The sequence below is a fragment of the Pontibacter kalidii genome, from assembly GCF_026278245.1.
Taxonomy (GTDB): Bacteria; Bacteroidota; Bacteroidia; order Cytophagales; family Hymenobacteraceae; genus Pontibacter; species Pontibacter kalidii.
In genome coordinates, this window is sequence record NZ_CP111079.1 from 2493256 (window position 1) to 2510275 (window position 17020).

Below are 17020 nucleotides of genomic sequence, written 5' to 3' on the forward strand. Positions count from 1 at the left end.
TGAAATTAATGTTAGAAGCCTTCCATATTGATAAAACACCTATTTCAGGTATTGCTTCTGTTAGTTGATTTTAGTTTGTACATATAGGTTTTTATAGAAAACAAATGAATGCATCACTTAACTATTTTAGAATTTCTGTACTGACAGTAGTCAGCCTAATTTATTTGATGAATTCATTTAAGATTGGATTTTGGATTACAGGAGATATGCACAGCGGTGGCCCATTTGTAGGGCCTTTATTGTTCCCACTGTTGCTCGCTATATTAACTTTTCTACTATTTATTAATAATTCCAAAGTTAGAAGAGTAACAGGATTACTTGCAGTAGCTTACCTGGCTTTAGGTCTGGCTATGTTACTTTTCATTTAATAGAATCAAGAATAACAGCATGTAACCAAGTGTATAATTCACGCGTCGGCTTCGCCTTGCTCACATTATACATGAGTACCGTTGTAAGTAATGTTAATCATAAATAACAAACTACTTCCATTGGCTTTCTGAATTAAAAATGGCTTTGAAATAAATCATGGGTATATTAATTCTTCCCTTTTTATTGGGCTCCTTGATAGCATTCATTTCGTCGGCAATTACAATAGCTAAATTTGCTACCAAAAAAAAAGTAAAACTGCCACACCTTTTTTATGGCTTTGTATTAGCTGCGACTCTTTATGGAGCGGTAATAGGCAGCTATGCAATTGAAAAAGAATATTGGACTTTAAGTCCTTTATTTAGGTTCCCAATCTTTATGTTTTTAATCCCTTTTGGAATTGCTGTAGTTACTAAAAACAGCCAAAGTAATTCCGTTAGAACAACAGCTATTTTTATTTTAATAAGTATCTTATTTTCAGGAGCATACTTTATTGCTTTCAATAACCTAACGATCGAACTCCTGGATAGATTAGGTACTCATGGGTATTACTAATAAGTTAAAAAGCACTACTTACAACATTATGTATGGCGCGATTAAACGCGCCATACATTTACCGTTACTGCAATAAAAGTTAGAAGATCGAAAAGACTCTAAAACATATCGCACGAGAAGCTCTGATTTGCTTAGCTGCTATTTACACTGCTCTGGTAGCATTTTTAAGCCTGAATCTGCATGGTGGCCGCATCACAGAAAGTGTAGAGAAGTTAAACATCCTGATAACTGTTGCTCTTTTCATAGCTGTAGGACTGAGAATAGTAAAGAAGAACAACTTCACAGTAGTCCTGACCATAGTTGCCGATGTTATTCTGATAGGGCTAACAGTCGAGACTATTTTAGCAGATAGACTTTGGGATATGCTCAAGAACTTCATTGCTGAGCCAGGAGTAACTTTGGCTGTGATTTGTATCGTCCTCTTAGTGTGGAGCTGGTTAAAGCTGATTAGGAAATTAAAATTACAGACAGGTAACAAAGTGCAGCCTTAACCTTTGCTACGCTTCAGGCTTCGGCTGCACGAGTACGTTAATACGCACTGTAACGGACAACCCAACAGACGCAAGAAGATATTCACAAGCAATACAACGACAATGAAAACAAACAATAGTGAGGGCAAGTCGATAGAGCCTACCTACGATCTAAAATCACAACAGTTCTATCATGGCACGAAAGCCATTCTCAAGCCAGGAGACCTGATCGAACCTGGCTATAGTTCTAACTACGGTAAGAGGAAAAAGGCGGCTTATGTCTATCTAACCGCCACCCTGGATGCTGCCATTTGGGGAGCTGAACTTGCCATTGGCAAAGGCCCCGGCAGAATTTACATAGTAGAACCAATGGGTTCAATTGAAGATGACCCCAACCTGACGGACAAGAAGCACCCGGGCAATCCGACAAAGTCATACCGCTCTCGAAGTCCGCTCCGGGTTTCTGGTGAGATTACGGATTGGCAGGGGCACGCTCCAGAGCAGCTCAAGGCTATGAAGGAGCACCTAGAGCACCTCAAGCGACTTGGCATTGAGGCAATCGAAGACTAAGAAAAAATGAGAAAACACATTAGCACCTCAAATAGCTAAACATCGAACCGCTACCAATATCCTGCAAAGTCTGCCACGGGCGGATAGGTGAAGTTTCCAAAGCCGGAGCAGGCTATACACAAGACCATTTCATTACCCAACCACAGAACCTAATCATCTCCCACATGAGCAGCAAAAACACCATCGAAGTAGAAGTAACCTATATTTATGCCAGCCAGCCTGAAGAAGTGTACAGCGCCTGGCTGGACGCACAACTGGCACAACAATGGTTTGCGCCGGGCCTTGGAGAGACCGAGCCGGTTCAGATAGACGCCAGAGCAGGCGGTAAATTCCGAATTGTGCAGATCCGGGAGGGTCAGCCAGTGGGGCACCATGGCCAGTACCTAGCGTTGGAGAAGCCAAACTATCTTTCCTTTACCTGGGCCATGGATGATATGGAGGACGTAGATATCGTAAAAATAAATATTCAGCCTGCTTCCGGTGGGTCTACTGTGCGGCTGGTGCACGAGATGAGCGAGGAGTGGAAGGCCTATGCCGACAGAACCAGGCAGGCGTGGCTAACCATGATGCAGAAGATGGATGAACTAATCAGCAACTAAACCTTGAGCATCTACCAAACCTTCGAAACCGAGCGGCTCAGCCTCAGGCCCACTTCTTACAAGGATGCCCCGTTTATCTTTGAGCTCCTGAACACACCAGGCTGGCTGAAGTACATCGGCGACCGCAACGTACGATCCGTCAAGGCCGCAGAAGAATACATCAGGAGCAGGATAATGCCCCAATTCGAAAAACTGGGCTACGGTAACTACACGGTCATCCGCAAATCAGACGGCGCCAAAGTAGGCAACTGCGGATTATACGACCGCGAAGGACTGGATGGGATTGACATTGGCTTTGCCTTTCTTCCGGAGTACGAAAAGAACGGTTACGCCTTCGAGGCAGCTAGTAAGTTAAAGGAAGTCGCTACGACGTACTTCGGCCTTAGGCAGCTGAACGCCATCACTACAAAAGATAACGTACCCTCTCAGAGACTGCTGGAAAAACTGGGGTTAAAGTATAGCCAGGTGGTAAAATTGCCTCACGATGACGTAGAGCTGCTGCTGTACCAACTCACTTCAGAAGAATAAACCCCATCTCCTTGCTTGCTCTCTTTCCCGTATCCCACATTATTTGTCAGAGCTGCTGCTTACCAGTGCTCTTTTTGCGGCCTGGTATCAAAAGCAAAGACCCCAAGACACTGAGAAAGCATACTGTTTACGGAGTAGTAGTTCAGCCACAAAAGTGTTTTTAGATTACTCTCTGAGTTTCTCCAACTTTTGCTGTTTCTATTGTTTGATGCGCTTTCGTTTTCAGGATAAAGTACACTGCGGGCAGCAGCAGTACTGTAACTGCTAAGCTTACGTAGTCATACAGCGGTGCTTCCTGCACATTTTCCAGCTGCCACACGCCGTTGCCGTCGAAACCATATAGCACGCGGTACATCATATTGCCGCCCCAATGCAGGCCCAGCGACATCCAGATGGCGCCGGTTTTTAGTACAGTGTAGGCAAATGCTGCCCCAAGTATAGCAGAGAACACCAGGTTCAGCGGATCCAGGCCGGCGTTCCAGAAGTCATCGAGGGTGTAAAGTATGGTGGCCGCGAACACGTACCAGGCCAGCAGCTGACGCCTACGGAAAAAGGCGAACCAGTAGCCGCGAATGGTGATGTCGTTGAGGATGGAGGAGAAAAACATGGCCAGCAGCGCCTGGCCCAGCATCGGAAGTATATAGGCCGGCTCCATCAGCCCGGAAACCTCAAACTTTCCCAGCCTCCAGAAAGCAAAGTACTTTAGCGCATACACGCCAAAGCCGATTAAAAACCCAAGGGCCAGGTTCTGCAGCCATCCTCTGTGCCGCTCCATCCCCAGCGAAGAAAGCCCCTGAAGTTGCAGCAGGAATCTGCTTACCAGATAGGCCAGCACAAAGAAGCCCGCCCAGTAGGCAAACCACATCGGCACGTTGCCGGCATCAAAAAAATGGGGCAAAAGGTTTACGTACAGGCTCAGCAGCACAAAGCCGAGCAGCCATAGCGCCAGCGGGGTTTTCTTTTTCATAGTTGAGGGCAGTATATGGCAGCAAATGTAGCTATTTATACTTTACTGCCAATAACTTATACTTTGTCACCACCCTATACCCATACTTCCTGAAAATATAAACGCCCTCCCCGGCATCAGGCCAGAGAGGGCGTTTATACTTTATACTTGCTACTGATGCTTACTCGGCAGAGCTAACTTCAGCAGTACGTTCGATCTTCTTCACCAGCCCCTGCAGCACCTTACCCGGGCCACACTCCACAAAATGGGTGGCTCCGTCGGCCACCATCTGCTGTACTGACTGCGTCCAGCGTACCGGGGCGGTTAGTTGGCTGATCAGGTTCTGCTTGATCTCCTGGGGATCAGTGTGCGGTTTGGCGTCCACATTCTGGTATATGGGGCAAATACCCTGAGAAAAGGTGGTTTCCTCGATAGCCTTGGCCAGTTCTTCCTCGGCCGGCTTCATCAGCGGCGAGTGGAACGCTCCGCCCACCGGCAGGGGCAGCGCGCGCTTGGCACCGGCCTCTTTCATTTTCTCGCAGGCAATCTCGATGCCCTTGTTGGATCCGGAGATCACCAGTTGGCCCGGGCAGTTATAGTTGGCTGCCACCACCACTTCATCAATAGAAGCGCAAACCTCCTCTACTTTTTCATCCTCCAGGCCAAGTATGGCAGCCATGGTGGAGGGGTTGGCCTCGCAGGCAGCCTGCATGGCCATCGCTCTTTTGTACACCAGCCGCAGGCCATCCTCAAAGCTGAGTACCTTACTGGTCACCAGTGCCGAGAACTCTCCCAGCGAGTGACCCGCCACCATATCCGGGGCGAAGTCTTTGGCTACGGCTGCCTGCGCCACGGAGTGCAGGAAAATAGCTGGCTGTGTTACCCTTGTCTGCTTCAGCTCCTCGTCGGTACCGCTGAACATGATCTCGGTGATGTTGAAACCCAGGATCTCGTTTGCCTGATCGAACAGCTGCTTTGCCTCTTCGTGCTGCTCGTAGAGGTCTTTGCCCATCCCTACAAACTGAGAACCCTGTCCCGGGAAAACGTATGCTTTCATTCGTTGCTCGTTTTTAGTTATTCGTTGTTCGTTTCTTCCTTTTGGTAGTTGAATTGCAAAATGATTAAACCGTTGCTTGGTTGCCTCTCAAGTATAAAGCTATACTTTGCCGGATTTATACTTTACCGACAGCAACAATTTAATCCAGATAGCAGTCAACAATTTAACCCACAAACCGAGCCCTTTGCTCGGGGCTTGGCAACATGCAGGATTCGGTGCGGCCAGCGATGCGGTAGCGGTTTCTGGCCACCAGCCGGTACACAAAATTGCGGAAAGATACGGGAATAATGCGGAAAGCAGCAAGTATGGACAGCGGAAAGTCAAGGTAACCGGCAATACGCAGGGCCGCCTCAGACTCGGTATAGACCCTGCCCGCCTCATAAAAAAGGATGGAATCCGGCAAGGGGTCAGGGATTTGGGCCTTGGGCACCAGCGCCTCCAGCACCCCCGACTGCAGGGCGGCAAAGTATAAGTCCTGGCGCTTGTTATGCTTCAGCACCACCTGCACACTTCCCTGGCAAAAGCCGCAGGTACCATCGTAGAACACGACGGGCTTCCCCTGCAGCTGCTCCAGGTCTGGTAAATATTTCATTAGCGTACGATCTCTACCCAGCCTTTGTAGGTGGCGCGCGCCTTGGCCGGATCTAACGTATAGAACTCAATTTCTGCCTCGTAGTAGTAGGTGCCGTCGGTCAGGCGGTTGCCGTCGTTATCCACGCCTGGCCAGTTAATGTAGCGCCCCTCCCCTTCGGTAACATTACCGCTATCATACACCTGCACGCCCCAACGGTTAAATACTTTAAACCGCATGCTCCTGATAAAGGCCTTTACCTTAGGCCGGAACACATCGTTTAGGTTGTCGCCGTTCGGCGTGATAATATTGGGCAGTATAAGCGAGATACAGTTATCGTTGCATACTTCGTTACTGAACGCGCTTTCGCGGCCATCCGCATCGGTGGCCGTCACCACGTAGCATCCCGCGTAGGATTGCAGCCCGCTGTGCGTATACGTAGTTTCGGTCGTGGTATCGAGGCGGGTATACTCAGCATCCAGCGCTGGTTTAAAGTACACGGTGTAGTAGGCAATATCTTCGGTACAGTCCGGAGAGGTATCCGGCACCCAGTTCAGCACGTTCTCGTATGGCGGCTCGGTCGGGTTCTGGGCAAACAGGTTGCAGTCGAGCTGCACGATACTTAACTCCGGCGGACAAATGAGCTTCGGAAGCGTTATGCATACTTCCTGGCTGTTGTTCAGCAGCGGCTCGGGCAGCCCTTCTATCTGGTAGGTGCCCGCCGTTTGCACGTAGTAGCAGTACTCCTGCCCCCGCACCAACTCCTCGCCGTTAAACGTTCCGGCATCGGTATACGTGCCGCTGGTAGCTGTAGCCGACACGCTATCGATCAGGATATACTGCCCCTCCTGCGTGCGTCTGTAGACATAATGTTGCAGCACCTCGTTTTTCCAGGGCACATCATAGGTCCAGGTAAGGCCGATCTCTTTCACATCGCCCTCTGCCGGTGCCGCCTCCAGGTATACGCTGGAAGCCTCGGTGCTATCGCGTAACACAGTCGGCTGGCCTCCCGGCTGCGGAGTCTGGTAGAACTCGAGGCGGTAACGATAGGCATTCTCCACTGTGTTCAGGCCCCTGTCCACAAAAGTAGTGTCAGCCATGTTTCGGGTGCGCTTCACCTCGGTAAAACCAGCCCCGGCCTCCATACCTACTTTGCGGTACAGCCTGTACTCCAGCGGCGGGGTCAGTTTTTCCACTTCTATCGGCTGAGACCATTTCACAGTAATCTGTCCGCTGGTCTGGTCGGTCTGGTCTACGGTTACGTTCGTTAAGTAGGGGATGTCCTGGTCTATCACCACACAGGTTTCCAGGGAGGCAAGGCTCTCACCACGCGGCTGCGCAGGGAAGGTGGCGTAAATGATGTAGCAGTACTCCACACCGGCCTTCAGATTAGGGTCATTGTCGAAGAAGGTCACCTCTCCGGCCGCTACCTCCCCTATCAGCACGTAGCCCGTGGAGGCAGGTACGCCGGTCTGGCACTCCTCCGGCACAAAGTTGCTCGGCCCCTCGCGGCGGTAAATCCGTATCTTCTCTGCGTTCTGGCAGATGTAGGGATCCCAGGTCAGGGTCACGTTTCTGTCCGCGCTGGTGGCATCGAGGTTCTGCGGCGGCGGCCCGATCACCCTGATGTTCCAGGGCTGCAGGTCCGCCAGCCGGTCATCGCCATTTGGCCGCACGTCCTCGGCACGGAAGATAACCTGGTACGGGGCCTGGCGCACGTCCTCGCAGGTGGTGTTCCAGACAAACACACCTGTGGCTGCGCCCGGGTTGTTGGTTCTTTGCTCAAAGGTGGCCGGCGGCACAATACCGCTACCCGCCACGGTCAGGTTGATCAGGTCCCCGTCAGGGTCCGTGGCCTTCACTATGCCGCGCAGGGTGGTGCCGGCTACCACGCAGGTATCCTTCGGCTCCAGCACCGGTGGCCGGTTCTCGTTCTCCTCCACATTAATGCGCATGTCGCGCACTACCTCTCCTATTTTCACGGCCCCACCGTTGGGGCCGCGCCGCCACTCCTCCACCACAAAGGCAATATTATACCTGCCAGCCAGGCAGGGGGCATCCCAAGTGAGTTGGCCGGTAACAGGGTCAAGCCTGAAGAAGGCGGGGCCGCTGTCATCGGAAGTACGGCAGTTAGCCACCTGGTCCGGGTGGCGGTAGCCAGGCACCACGGCAATCTCCCCGCTGGGCTGCTCATAGCGCGGGGCAATCAGCCTAAAGGAAAGGCTGTCACCGTCGGCATCGTAGGCGCCCGGGTTGTGCACAAACCTGCGGAACATGGCTGCATCGTCGATCGGCGCAACCGTCAGTACGGGGGTAGAGTTAAAGCCGCGCAGGGCATTTATATCGATGGTGGTGGAGATAAAGAAGGACCGCTGGTCAGAGGGCGGGGCCATGTTCAGGATGTTATTATCCCTGTTCTGCCCGATCCAGTAAGTAGTGTAGGTACCGTCTGTAGGGTACGTAAACTCCCACTCGAACACCTCTTTGTCGGTCTCGGCATTGATTGGGGTTACAGACTTACGCGGTACGACAAGCGTGGTATTGCCAGATCCTGTGTAAATCGTCACCTCCGGGTCCTCAGCCTGCGAGAAATGGTTGGTGTAGATGATCATGGTGAAGAAAAAGCGGCGGGGGTTAGGGTTCGGCGTAGTGTCCCGCTTGGCCGTAATGTCCCCTGCTCTAATATGAGTAGCCTGCACCTCCGAGGAAGTACCCAACAGCAACAAAATCAACACCCACAACAGACTACCATGCAGCAGATACTTGAGGCGTACAAGGTTAAGCATAGATTAATTGGGTTAGGCAGTAAATATAGTATAATCTTAAACTAACTTTATACTAAAATGTTGTCTTTATAGAACAGTTGAGGGGGAAAAAGGTGTAGATTATAGCAGTTACGGATATCAATTTAGATTGATTCAAAATATGATATCAAAATTGTTTTCTATGTGCCCCCAATGTACCTTTGGGCGGTAAAAACTCACGCTTATTTCACTTTTAACCTATATAAACACAGATGAATTGGTTTACTAAAACGTTTTCCAGTACAGTCGGGCGAAAGATTATCATGGCTGTTACGGGCCTGTTCCTTTGCTCCTTCCTGGTGGTGCACCTGATCGGCAACCTGCAGTTGTTCCGTAACGACGGGGGCGAGGCTTTCAATATCTACTCTCACTTCATGGCGAGCAACCCTATTATCCGCTTCATGGAGATCATCCTTGTCCTGGGCTTCCTGTTCCATATTTATGATGCCCTTGTGCTGACACGCCGCAACAAGGCCGCCCGCCCTGTGGACTATGTAAATAATCACCCGGAGGAGAACAGCACCTGGTCATCACGTAACATGGGGCTGCTGGGTACCATCATCCTGGTGTTCCTGATTATTCACCTCTGGAACTTCTTCGTGCCGGCCCGCTTCGGTGGCCTGGATGGGGTGGTAATTGAGGACGTGGAGTACGACAACCTGTACCTCAGAGTAGTGGAATCCTTTCAGATCTGGTGGTATGTGGCCATCTATGTGATCTCGATGATAGCCCTGGCTTATCACCTGATCCATGGTTTCCAGAGCGCTTTCCAGACACTGGGCCTGGACCACAAGAAATACACTCCGTTCATCCAGAAGTTCGGCGTGGCCTTCTCTATCCTCGTGTGCCTTGGCTTCGCCATTATTCCGCTGTACTTCTTCTTCCTTGTGTAATTAAAAGCTATACATAGTTGCTATGATATTAGATTCAAGAATCCCGGAAGGCCCTTTAGCCGAAAAGTGGGACAAGCATAAATTCGATGTGAAGCTGGTTAACCCAGCCAACAAGCGTAAATACGATATTATTGTGGTGGGTACGGGCCTTGCCGGTGCCTCTGCAGCCGCTACCTTCGGAGAACTGGGCTACAACGTGAAAGCGTTCTGCTTCCAGGACTCTCCCCGCCGTGCCCACTCTATCGCGGCACAGGGCGGTATCAACGCCGCCAAGAACTATCAGAACGATGGCGACTCTGTTTTCCGCCTTTTCTATGATACCATCAAAGGAGGCGACTACCGTGCCCGCGAGGCAAACGTGTACCGCCTGGCGCAGGTATCCGTTAACATCATCGACCAGTGCGTGGCGCAGGGTGTTCCCTTCGCCCGTGACTACGGCGGGCTGCTGGCCAACCGCTCGTTCGGTGGCGCGCAGGTATCGCGGACCTTCTACGCCCGTGGCCAAACCGGCCAGCAGCTGCTGCTGGGCGCTTACTCGGCCCTGAACCGCCAGATCGCCTACGGCAAAGTAAAAATGTACCCCCGCACCGAGATGCTGGACCTGGTGCTGGTAGACGGCAAAGCGCGCGGTATTGTGGTGCGTAACCTGATCACCGGCAAGATCGAGTCGCACAGTGCCCACGCTGTGGTGTTGGCAACAGGTGGCTACGGCAACGTGTTCTTCCTCTCAACCAACGCCATGGGCTCAAACGCCACGGCTGCATGGAGAGCGTACAAAAAAGGAGCTCTGTTCGCCAACCCTTGCTATACTCAGATTCACCCTACCTGTATCCCGGTTTCCGGCACATACCAGTCCAAACTGACACTGATGTCGGAGTCGCTGCGAAACGATGGGCGTGTGTGGGTACCTAAGACAGTAGAAACGGCGGAAAGGCTGAGAAGAGGCGAGATCACCGTAAATGACATTGCCGAGCAGGACCGTGATTACTACCTGGAGCGCAAGTACCCTGCCTTTGGTAACCTGGTGCCGCGCGACGTGGCCTCCCGCAACGCCAAACTGGTTTGCGACGAAGGACGTGGTGTAGGAGCTTCCGGCCTGGCTGTATACCTTGACTTTGCCGATGCCATCAAACGCGAAGGGCAGCCAGCTATCGCCGCTAAGTATGGTAACCTCTTCGAGATGTATGCCAAGATCACGGACGAGAACCCGTACGAAAGGCCAATGCGCATTTACCCGGCTGTACACTATACCATGGGTGGCCTTTGGGTAGATTACAACCTGATGACCAACGTTCCGGGCTTGTATGCCGCCGGAGAAGCAAACTTCTCTGATCACGGCGCTAACCGCCTCGGCGCCTCCGCGCTGATGCAAGGCCTGGCTGACGGATACTTCGTCCTGCCTTACACCATAGGTGATTACCTGGCTAAAATGCCTTACGATAAAGTACCGGTGGATCACCCTGCATTCCAGGAGGCTGAGCGAAACGTGATGGACATCAACAACAGGCTGCTTTCTATCAACGGCAAACGCACGGTGGATGATTTCCACAAACAGCTTGGTCACATTATGTGGGAGTACTGCGGCATGGCTCGTAATGCGGAAGGCCTGCGGTTTGCCAAGCAGGAGATCCGCAAGCTGCGCGACGAGTTCTGGCGCGATGTGAAAGTAGTGGGCGTAAACGAGGAGCTGAACATCACGCTGGAGAAAGCGAACCGTGTTGCGGACTTCCTGGAGCTGGGTGAGCTGATGGTGGATGATGCCCTCCACAGAGAGGAATCCTGCGGTGGCCACTTCCGTGAGGAATACCAGACACCGGAAAATGAGGCCCTACGCGACGACGAGAACTTTGCCTATGTAGCCGCCTGGGAATTCACCGGAGTCGATAACGACGCCGTGCTCCATAAGGAAGACCTCAAGTTCGAGAACGTGAAGCTGACACAGCGCAGCTATAAGTAATGATTAATTAATGATTAAGAGGGAGTAATGGTTCTGGGAACAGACGATTTAACCATTCTTAATGTGTGATTCTTAATTCATTCGTAATTAATAAAAAAATGGCTGGAAGTAATCCAAATGCTAAACCAATGGACCTTACGCTAAAGGTTTGGCGCCAAAAAGATAAAAATTCACCAGGCCAAATGGTGACTTACCCTATACAGGGAATCTCTCCGGATATGTCTTTCCTGGAGATGATGGACGTGCTGAACGAAGACCTGCTGCTTAAGGGAGAAGACCCGATCGCATTCGACCACGACTGCCGTGAAGGCATCTGCGGTATGTGCAGCCTCTTCATAAACGGACGCCCGCACGGGCCCGAGCGAGGTACTACAACCTGCCAGCTGCACATGCGCCACTTCAAGGACGGCGACACGATCACCATCGAGCCCTGGAGAGCGGCCGCTTTCCCGGTGCACAAAGACCTGGTGGTAGACCGCTCCGCGTTTGATCGCATACAGCAGGCCGGTGGTTATGTGTCTGTTAACACAGGCGGCGTGCCAGACGCCAATGCCATCCCGATTCCGAAATCTATCGCGGATAAGGCCTTTGATGCAGCAACGTGTATTCAGTGCGGTGCCTGTGTAGCGGCCTGTAAGAACGCCTCTGCCATGCTGTTCGTGTCTGCCAAGGTATCTCAGCTAGCTATGCTGCCGCAAGGTAAGGCTGAGCGCAAAACTCGTGTAGAGAACATGGTCGCGCAGATGGACATCGAAGGGTTCGGTTCTTGCACCAACACCGGTGCCTGTGCTGCCGAGTGTCCGGTGGGCATTTCCCTGGAGAACATCAACATGCTGCGTAGCGAATTTATCTATGCCAAGGCGACTTCGGAAAACCTGTAGTTGAGGCAATAATAAAGTATAGAAAAGGCGAGGCAGCTACTGTTCTCGCCTTTTCTGCTTTTATTAGTTCGGAGATTATCATACTTTAGAAGCTTTCCATAAGTATAACTGCAACACGTCAAAACCTACAGCGGTCAGGCAGGTTACGTATAAAACCCGCATCTGCAACAAAACACAACGTATGATTACACTGATATCAGGCACGAACAGGCCTCTATCCAACTCCAGAGCCATTGTGGACCTTTATGCCAGTAAGCTGGCACAGCGTGGGGTAGCATACCAGATACTAGACCTGGCAGACCTGCCGGCAGACTTTACTTCGTCGGCCCTTTACGACAACACCGGCAAGAACGAGGCTTTCAACAAGCTTTCTTCTATGATCGCTGCATCGGATAAGTTCGTGTTTGTGGTGCCAGAGTATAATTCCTCCTTCCCTGGTGTGCTCAAAGCCTTTATCGACGGGCTGGTTTATCCCAATACTTTCAGAGATAAAAAAGGAGCCCTTATCGGCCTCTCCTCTGGTATGCAGGGCAGCGGCCTTGCCCTTAGCCACCTTTCTGACGTTCTCAATTACCTGGGCTTGCACGTGATGGCCATGCGCCTGAAACTAGCCCATATTGAAAAGAACTTTGATGGGAAGCAGATAACCAACAAATTTTACCAGGAACTGCTGGAGCAGCATGTAGAGCAGTTTCTAAAATTCTGACGGTGTATAAGTATAAATCCCAAGTTACGATTAACTTATACTTGTGACATCGCTAAAGCCGAGGCTATCGAATCTAATTCCAGTCTCTGCCTCTGCAGGAGATTACATTCCCCCGCCCCTCCCCTTTTATCGAGGGCCCACTCACAATACAGGGGAGGGAACTCGGTCCCTGTTGTATAGCAGCGGCTATCGAACTGAAACCTAGTCTTTGGGTTGAGCGCCTTGTGAGATTCCGGTGCCCTGCAAGGGCATTGCGACGAAGGAGCAAAAGAAGGGAACACATCGCGATGCTCTTATCAGGGGCCCCTACCCCCAGGACGAGCCCTCTCGGGCTGGAGAGCGCCACAGCTGGCAATGCAACGGTAGGCTTATGGGAACTACAGGATCAGCGGTAGCTAAGAAGTATAGCTTGTGTCAAAAAGCATAAAGCAGCGGCTCAGCGAAGTATAGCCAAAGTATGAATCAGCAAGTATAAAAGTATGGCTCTGTGAGCCAGTCGGATTGAAAACCCAATGAATAAAAGGACACGGGCTGCAAGCCCGCGCCAGCGGAGACGCTTGCCCCAGGAAAAGTATGAAAGTATAGCTCAAGTATAAGTATGGCTTTTCAAGCCAGTCAGGTTGCAAACCCGACGCCATAGTAGGATACAAGTCTGAAGACTTGCACCATGAAAAAGGCACGTATAAAAGGACGGCTCAAGTATAAAGTATAGCAGAAGTATAAAATCCTGCTCATCCCCTCATCCTGAAAATTCTGATGCAGACAAGTATAAAGTATAGCCAAAGTATGAAAGCTCGCGCCAGATGAAGAGGTCTGGGAGGTGCCAAGTATAAGTCTATGCTTCCACAAACATCCCAACTTAGATTATAAAACTTGAGTTGCGATTAACCCACCCCTGCCCCTCCGAGGAGGGGAATTTTGCAAAAGAGCAGGTGATTCACCTCCTCTAGGTAGGGCCGTTCCATTCTCTCTTTTTTGTCATCCTGCAAGGATCTTGTGGGCCAGTAGCAATGGCCTAATCTCTCTTCTACCAAGTTTCTTAACAGAATGACAGTAATTTTTGAGCCTATATTGTTAGGATGAAAGTATCCTGCTCCTCTGAGGGGTTAGGGGTGTACACCTGCACTGCATTCCTTAATCCCAACTTAGATTTTAAAGTATAAAAAAGGGCTGCAGTAAAAACTGCAGCCCTTTTTTTATACTTTAAGACCAGGATAACTTAGTCCACGTTATCGTGCAGGAAACGGTTATCGCCCAGAATCTCGTTATCGTCGTTCAGGTTGAAGCGGGAGATGTTACGCTCGGAAGAATGTGCCACTCTGTCGAGGGCCACATTGCGGCGCAGGTAAGCAGGCACTTCCAGCTTCTCTTTCATCGCCTCAGACGTAGTCTCAGAGCTCAGCATACGCAGGCGCTCACGACGCTCCTCGGCACGACGTTGCATTAGCTCACGCTCTTCAGCCTGGCGCTGTGCTGCTTCGCTTTGCTCACGAGCCTGGCGTGCTTCCTCTTCGCGGTAGTTATTCTGAAAGCTGTCGCTTTGAGAATTACCATCCAGTTCGAAAACGATGCGCTGCGGCTGCTGCGGCTGCACGGGCTGCTCCGTACGACGAGGCGCATTACCATCGTAGTTGTTTGGTTGCTGGGCAGCGGGCTTTGGGGCAGCTACCGGAGCCGGTGCAACAGGCTTGGCAAACGTTGTGATCTCTGGTGCAATCTCTGGCTTGACAGGCTCAGCTACCTCAATTTTTTTTTGGCTATTCAGGTCAAATACTGTTTTCTTCGGCTCAATGATGCTCTCGGCATCAGCAGCGAAACCAGTAGCGATTACGGTAACGCGGATGCTCTGGCCCAGCGAAGCATCAATACCGTGGCCGAAGATGACCTCAGCCTCCTGGCCTGCCTTGTCCTGGATATATTCAGTGATCTCCGTCAACTCATCCATTTCCAGCTCGGCCTGCTCACCGGACATAATGGAAAGCAGGATTCTCTGAGCCCCATGAATATCCGTGTTGTTCAGCAATGGAGAAGAAAGAGCCTCTTCGGCGGCGCGCAGGGCGCGACCCTCGCCCTCTGTTGTCGCAGAACCCATCACTGCAGCACCAGAGTCTTTCATTACAGTTTTAACGTCTTCAAAGTCAACGTTCACCTCGGCCGTCACCGTGATGATTTCCGCAATAGACTTAGCGGCAGTCGTCAGCACGTTATCAGCTTTGGCGAAAGCCTCTCGGATAGTCAGGTTACCGAACATCTCGCGCAGCTTATCATTGAGGATCACCAGGATCGTATCGCAGTTCTCACCAAGCTCCTTCACACCGTTCTCTGCGGCAGTCTTTTTCTTTCTGCCTTCGAAGGCAAACGGAGCTGTTACGATACCCACTGTCAGGATACCCAGTTCCTTAGCAACCCTAGCAATAACAGGAGCAGCACCCGTTCCGGTACCCCCACCCATACCAGCAGTAATGAACACCATCTTGGTGTCGTTGCTAAGCATCTCACGTATTTCCTCCTTGCTCTCCAGGGCCGCCTGCTTCCCTTTTTCAGGGTTTGCACCGGCACCAAGGCCTTCAGTAAGGTTCTCACCGATCTGCAGCCTGTTTGGCACAGCAGCACTTTGCAGCGCCTGCGCATCCGTGTTACAGATGATGAATTCCACGTCTTTAATGCCCTGGTTATACATGTGGTTCACGGCATTGCTACCACCGCCCCCGACGCCTATCACCTTGATGATGGACTTGCCGCCGGCCGGCAAGTCAAATGCATATGCTGATGTCATACTAATTTCTCCTGCTTATTATGGGTTGATAAGTTTTTTTAGTCTATGTCGTCTGATAAGAAGCCCTTCAGCTTCTGCAGTAGCCCTCCGCCACTGTTGTTGTTTGCTGAGCTACTCTTTGGCTCAACCGCTTTGGTATTGTTATACACCTGCTCCTCTACCCCGGAATGGCGCTCCACGCGCTGGTCCAGTGGGTGATAGCCTGCCAGTACTAGGCCGACGCTGGTGGCGAACATTGGTCCTTTCACCGCATCCACTTTCGATCTGCCCAGGTGTTCGTTCGGATAGCCGATGCGGGTATCCATGCCGGTGATGTACTCTACCAGCTGCACCAGGTTCTGAAGCTGCGCGCCGCCGCCTGTGATCACGATGCCTCCGGCCAAACTGTTAGCGTAGCCCGAGCGCACGATCTCAGCGTAAACCAGCTCCACGATCTCCTCCATCCGGGCCTCAATAATGTAAGCCAGGTTCTTGAGGGAAATCTCCTTTGGCGTACGGTCACGCAGGCCAGGGATAGAGACGATCTCGTTCTCAGAGGCCTCGTCGGCAATGGCACGCCCAAATTTCATCTTCAGCTGCTCCGCCTGGTTCTGCATCACCATGCATCCCTGCTTAATATCAGAGGTAATGATATTGCCCCCGAAAGGAAGAACTGCTGTGTGGCGTATAATATTGTCTTTGAATATAGCCAGGTCGGTTGTACCGCCGCCGATATCCACCAATGCCACGCCTGCCTCTTTCTCCTCATCGCTGAGCACCGACATGCTCGATGCCAGGGGCTCCAGGATCAGTTGATCCACCTCCAGGCCGGCACGCAGCACGCACTTGTTGATGTTGTTGATGGCGTTCGACTGGGCCGTGATGATATGGAAGTTGCCCTCCAAGCGCACGCCCGACATGCCCACCGGGTCCACGATGCCCTCCTCATAGTCTACTTTATACTCCTGCGGCATTACGTGAATGATCTCGCTGCCCGGAGGCGTTACCAGGCGGTACATGTCGTTGGTGAGGCGGTTGACATCCTCCACCGTGATCTCATCATCTGAAACCTGACGCGTGATGCTGCCGTTGTGCTGCAGGCTCTTGATATGCTGCCCCGCAATACCCACATTCACCACACCGATGTTGATACCTGACTGCTCCTCGGCCTGACGGATCGCCTTTTTGATGGCTTCGACGGTTTTATCGATATTGCTCACAATGCCTCTCACCACTCCCTCCGACACGGCTTTGCCCATGCCCAATATCTCCAGCTTGCCAAACTCATTTCTCCGACCTACAAGTGCGCAAACCTTGGTTGTCCCGATATCCAAGCCTACTACTATTTTGTCGTTCTGCATA

15 protein-coding genes are annotated in these 17020 nt (G+C 51.4%); 9 read left to right on the forward strand and 6 right to left on the reverse strand.

Features of this window, described 5'->3' with window-relative positions; translation table 11 throughout:
* Window positions 1–104: 104 nt before the first annotated feature.
* From OH144_RS10725 to OH144_RS10745, 5 genes are all read left to right on the forward strand, one after another.
* The gene (locus OH144_RS10725) at window positions 105–368 is read left to right on the forward strand and encodes a hypothetical protein (protein ID WP_266202234.1); all 264 of its coding nucleotides are present in this window, start codon (window positions 105–107) and stop codon (window positions 366–368) included.
* 157 nt (window positions 369–525) lie between these two features.
* Window positions 526–921 (forward strand): hypothetical protein, encoded by a 396-nt coding sequence (locus tag OH144_RS10730; protein ID WP_266202235.1) that lies wholly within the window; start codon window positions 526–528, stop codon window positions 919–921.
* A gap of 623 nt (window positions 922–1544) precedes the next feature.
* On the forward strand, window positions 1545–1961 hold the full coding sequence (gene arr / locus OH144_RS10735) for an NAD(+)--rifampin ADP-ribosyltransferase (RefSeq protein ID WP_407676625.1): 417 nt from the start codon (window positions 1545–1547) through the stop codon (window positions 1959–1961).
* Window positions 1962–2125: 164 nt separating this feature from the next.
* Complete coding sequence (locus OH144_RS10740; protein ID WP_266202237.1) at window positions 2126–2560, forward strand: SRPBCC family protein; 435 nt, start codon at window positions 2126–2128, stop codon at window positions 2558–2560.
* Window positions 2561–2563: 3 nt separating this feature from the next.
* Window positions 2564–3088, forward strand: coding sequence for a GNAT family N-acetyltransferase (locus OH144_RS10745; protein ID WP_266202238.1), 525 nt, complete (start codon window positions 2564–2566; stop codon window positions 3086–3088).
* A gap of 160 nt (window positions 3089–3248) precedes the next feature.
* Here the strand turns inward: OH144_RS10745 and OH144_RS10750 are convergent, their stop codons facing one another.
* The 4 genes from OH144_RS10750 to OH144_RS10765 form a co-directional block, all read right to left on the reverse strand.
* Window positions 3249–4055: a CPBP family intramembrane glutamic endopeptidase gene (locus OH144_RS10750; protein WP_266202239.1), complete on the reverse strand. Its 807-nt coding sequence runs from the start codon at window positions 4053–4055 to the stop codon at window positions 3249–3251.
* Window positions 4056–4215: 160 nt separating this feature from the next.
* Window positions 4216–5091 (reverse strand): ACP S-malonyltransferase, encoded by an 876-nt coding sequence (gene fabD, locus OH144_RS10755; RefSeq protein ID WP_266202240.1) that lies wholly within the window; start codon window positions 5089–5091, stop codon window positions 4216–4218.
* A gap of 163 nt (window positions 5092–5254) precedes the next feature.
* A complete protein-coding gene (locus OH144_RS10760; protein ID WP_266202241.1) occupies window positions 5255–5683 on the reverse strand; it encodes a thiol-disulfide oxidoreductase DCC family protein in 429 nt (142 codons plus the stop codon).
* Window positions 5683–8448, reverse strand: a complete 2766-nt coding sequence (locus tag OH144_RS10765) for a T9SS type B sorting domain-containing protein (protein ID WP_266202242.1) — start codon at window positions 8446–8448, stop codon at window positions 5683–5685. The genes OH144_RS10760 and OH144_RS10765 overlap by 1 nt, the downstream gene beginning before the upstream one ends.
* A gap of 230 nt (window positions 8449–8678) precedes the next feature.
* Here OH144_RS10765 and OH144_RS10770 point away from each other — a divergent pair, with 230 nt between their 5' ends.
* The 4 genes from OH144_RS10770 (at window position 8679) to OH144_RS10785 (ending at window position 12903) form a co-directional block, all read left to right on the forward strand.
* A complete protein-coding gene (locus OH144_RS10770) occupies window positions 8679–9359 on the forward strand; it encodes a succinate dehydrogenase cytochrome b subunit (RefSeq protein ID WP_266202243.1) in 681 nt (226 codons plus the stop codon).
* A gap of 22 nt (window positions 9360–9381) precedes the next feature.
* Entirely contained in the window at window positions 9382–11316 is a 1935-nt protein-coding gene (locus tag OH144_RS10775; RefSeq protein ID WP_266202244.1) for a fumarate reductase/succinate dehydrogenase flavoprotein subunit, read from the forward strand.
* A 128-nt stretch (window positions 11317–11444) separates the two neighbouring features.
* Window positions 11445–12197, forward strand: a complete 753-nt coding sequence (locus tag OH144_RS10780) for a succinate dehydrogenase/fumarate reductase iron-sulfur subunit (protein ID WP_266206327.1) — start codon at window positions 11445–11447, stop codon at window positions 12195–12197.
* A 181-nt stretch (window positions 12198–12378) separates the two neighbouring features.
* The gene (locus OH144_RS10785) at window positions 12379–12903 is read left to right on the forward strand and encodes an NADPH-dependent FMN reductase (RefSeq protein WP_266202245.1); all 525 of its coding nucleotides are present in this window, start codon (window positions 12379–12381) and stop codon (window positions 12901–12903) included.
* A gap of 1219 nt (window positions 12904–14122) precedes the next feature.
* Here the strand turns inward: OH144_RS10785 and ftsZ are convergent.
* Together ftsZ and ftsA are read right to left on the reverse strand one after the other, a co-directional pair.
* The gene (gene ftsZ, locus OH144_RS10790) at window positions 14123–15679 is read right to left on the reverse strand and encodes a cell division protein FtsZ (protein WP_266202246.1); all 1557 of its coding nucleotides are present in this window, start codon (window positions 15677–15679) and stop codon (window positions 14123–14125) included.
* Between the two features lie 38 nt (window positions 15680–15717).
* Window positions 15718–17019, reverse strand: a complete 1302-nt coding sequence (gene ftsA / locus OH144_RS10795) for a cell division protein FtsA (protein ID WP_266202247.1) — start codon at window positions 17017–17019, stop codon at window positions 15718–15720.
* Window position 17020: the final 1 nt, after the last annotated feature.

Coding starts and splice junctions, on each gene's coding strand:
- OH144_RS10725 (WP_266202234.1), top strand. CDS start 105: ATGAATGCATCACTTAACTATTTTAGAATTTCTGTACTGACAGTAGTC.
- OH144_RS10730 (WP_266202235.1), top strand. CDS start 526: ATGGGTATATTAATTCTTCCCTTTTTATTGGGCTCCTTGATAGCATTC.
- OH144_RS10740 (WP_266202237.1), top strand. CDS start 2,126: ATGAGCAGCAAAAACACCATCGAAGTAGAAGTAACCTATATTTATGCC.
- OH144_RS10750 (WP_266202239.1), bottom strand. CDS start 4,055: ATGAAAAAGAAAACCCCGCTGGCGCTATGGCTGCTCGGCTTTGTGCTG.
- fabD (WP_266202240.1), bottom strand. CDS start 5,091: ATGAAAGCATACGTTTTCCCGGGACAGGGTTCTCAGTTTGTAGGGATG.
- OH144_RS10760 (WP_266202241.1), bottom strand. CDS start 5,683: ATGAAATATTTACCAGACCTGGAGCAGCTGCAGGGGAAGCCCGTCGTG.
- OH144_RS10765 (WP_266202242.1), bottom strand. CDS start 8,448: ATGCTTAACCTTGTACGCCTCAAGTATCTGCTGCATGGTAGTCTGTTG.
- OH144_RS10770 (WP_266202243.1), top strand. CDS start 8,679: ATGAATTGGTTTACTAAAACGTTTTCCAGTACAGTCGGGCGAAAGATT.
- OH144_RS10775 (WP_266202244.1), top strand. CDS start 9,382: ATGATATTAGATTCAAGAATCCCGGAAGGCCCTTTAGCCGAAAAGTGG.
- OH144_RS10780 (WP_266206327.1), top strand. CDS start 11,445: ATGGACCTTACGCTAAAGGTTTGGCGCCAAAAAGATAAAAATTCACCA.
- OH144_RS10785 (WP_266202245.1), top strand. CDS start 12,379: ATGATTACACTGATATCAGGCACGAACAGGCCTCTATCCAACTCCAGA.
- ftsZ (WP_266202246.1), bottom strand. CDS start 15,679: ATGACATCAGCATATGCATTTGACTTGCCGGCCGGCGGCAAGTCCATC.
- ftsA (WP_266202247.1), bottom strand. CDS start 17,019: ATGCAGAACGACAAAATAGTAGTAGGCTTGGATATCGGGACAACCAAG.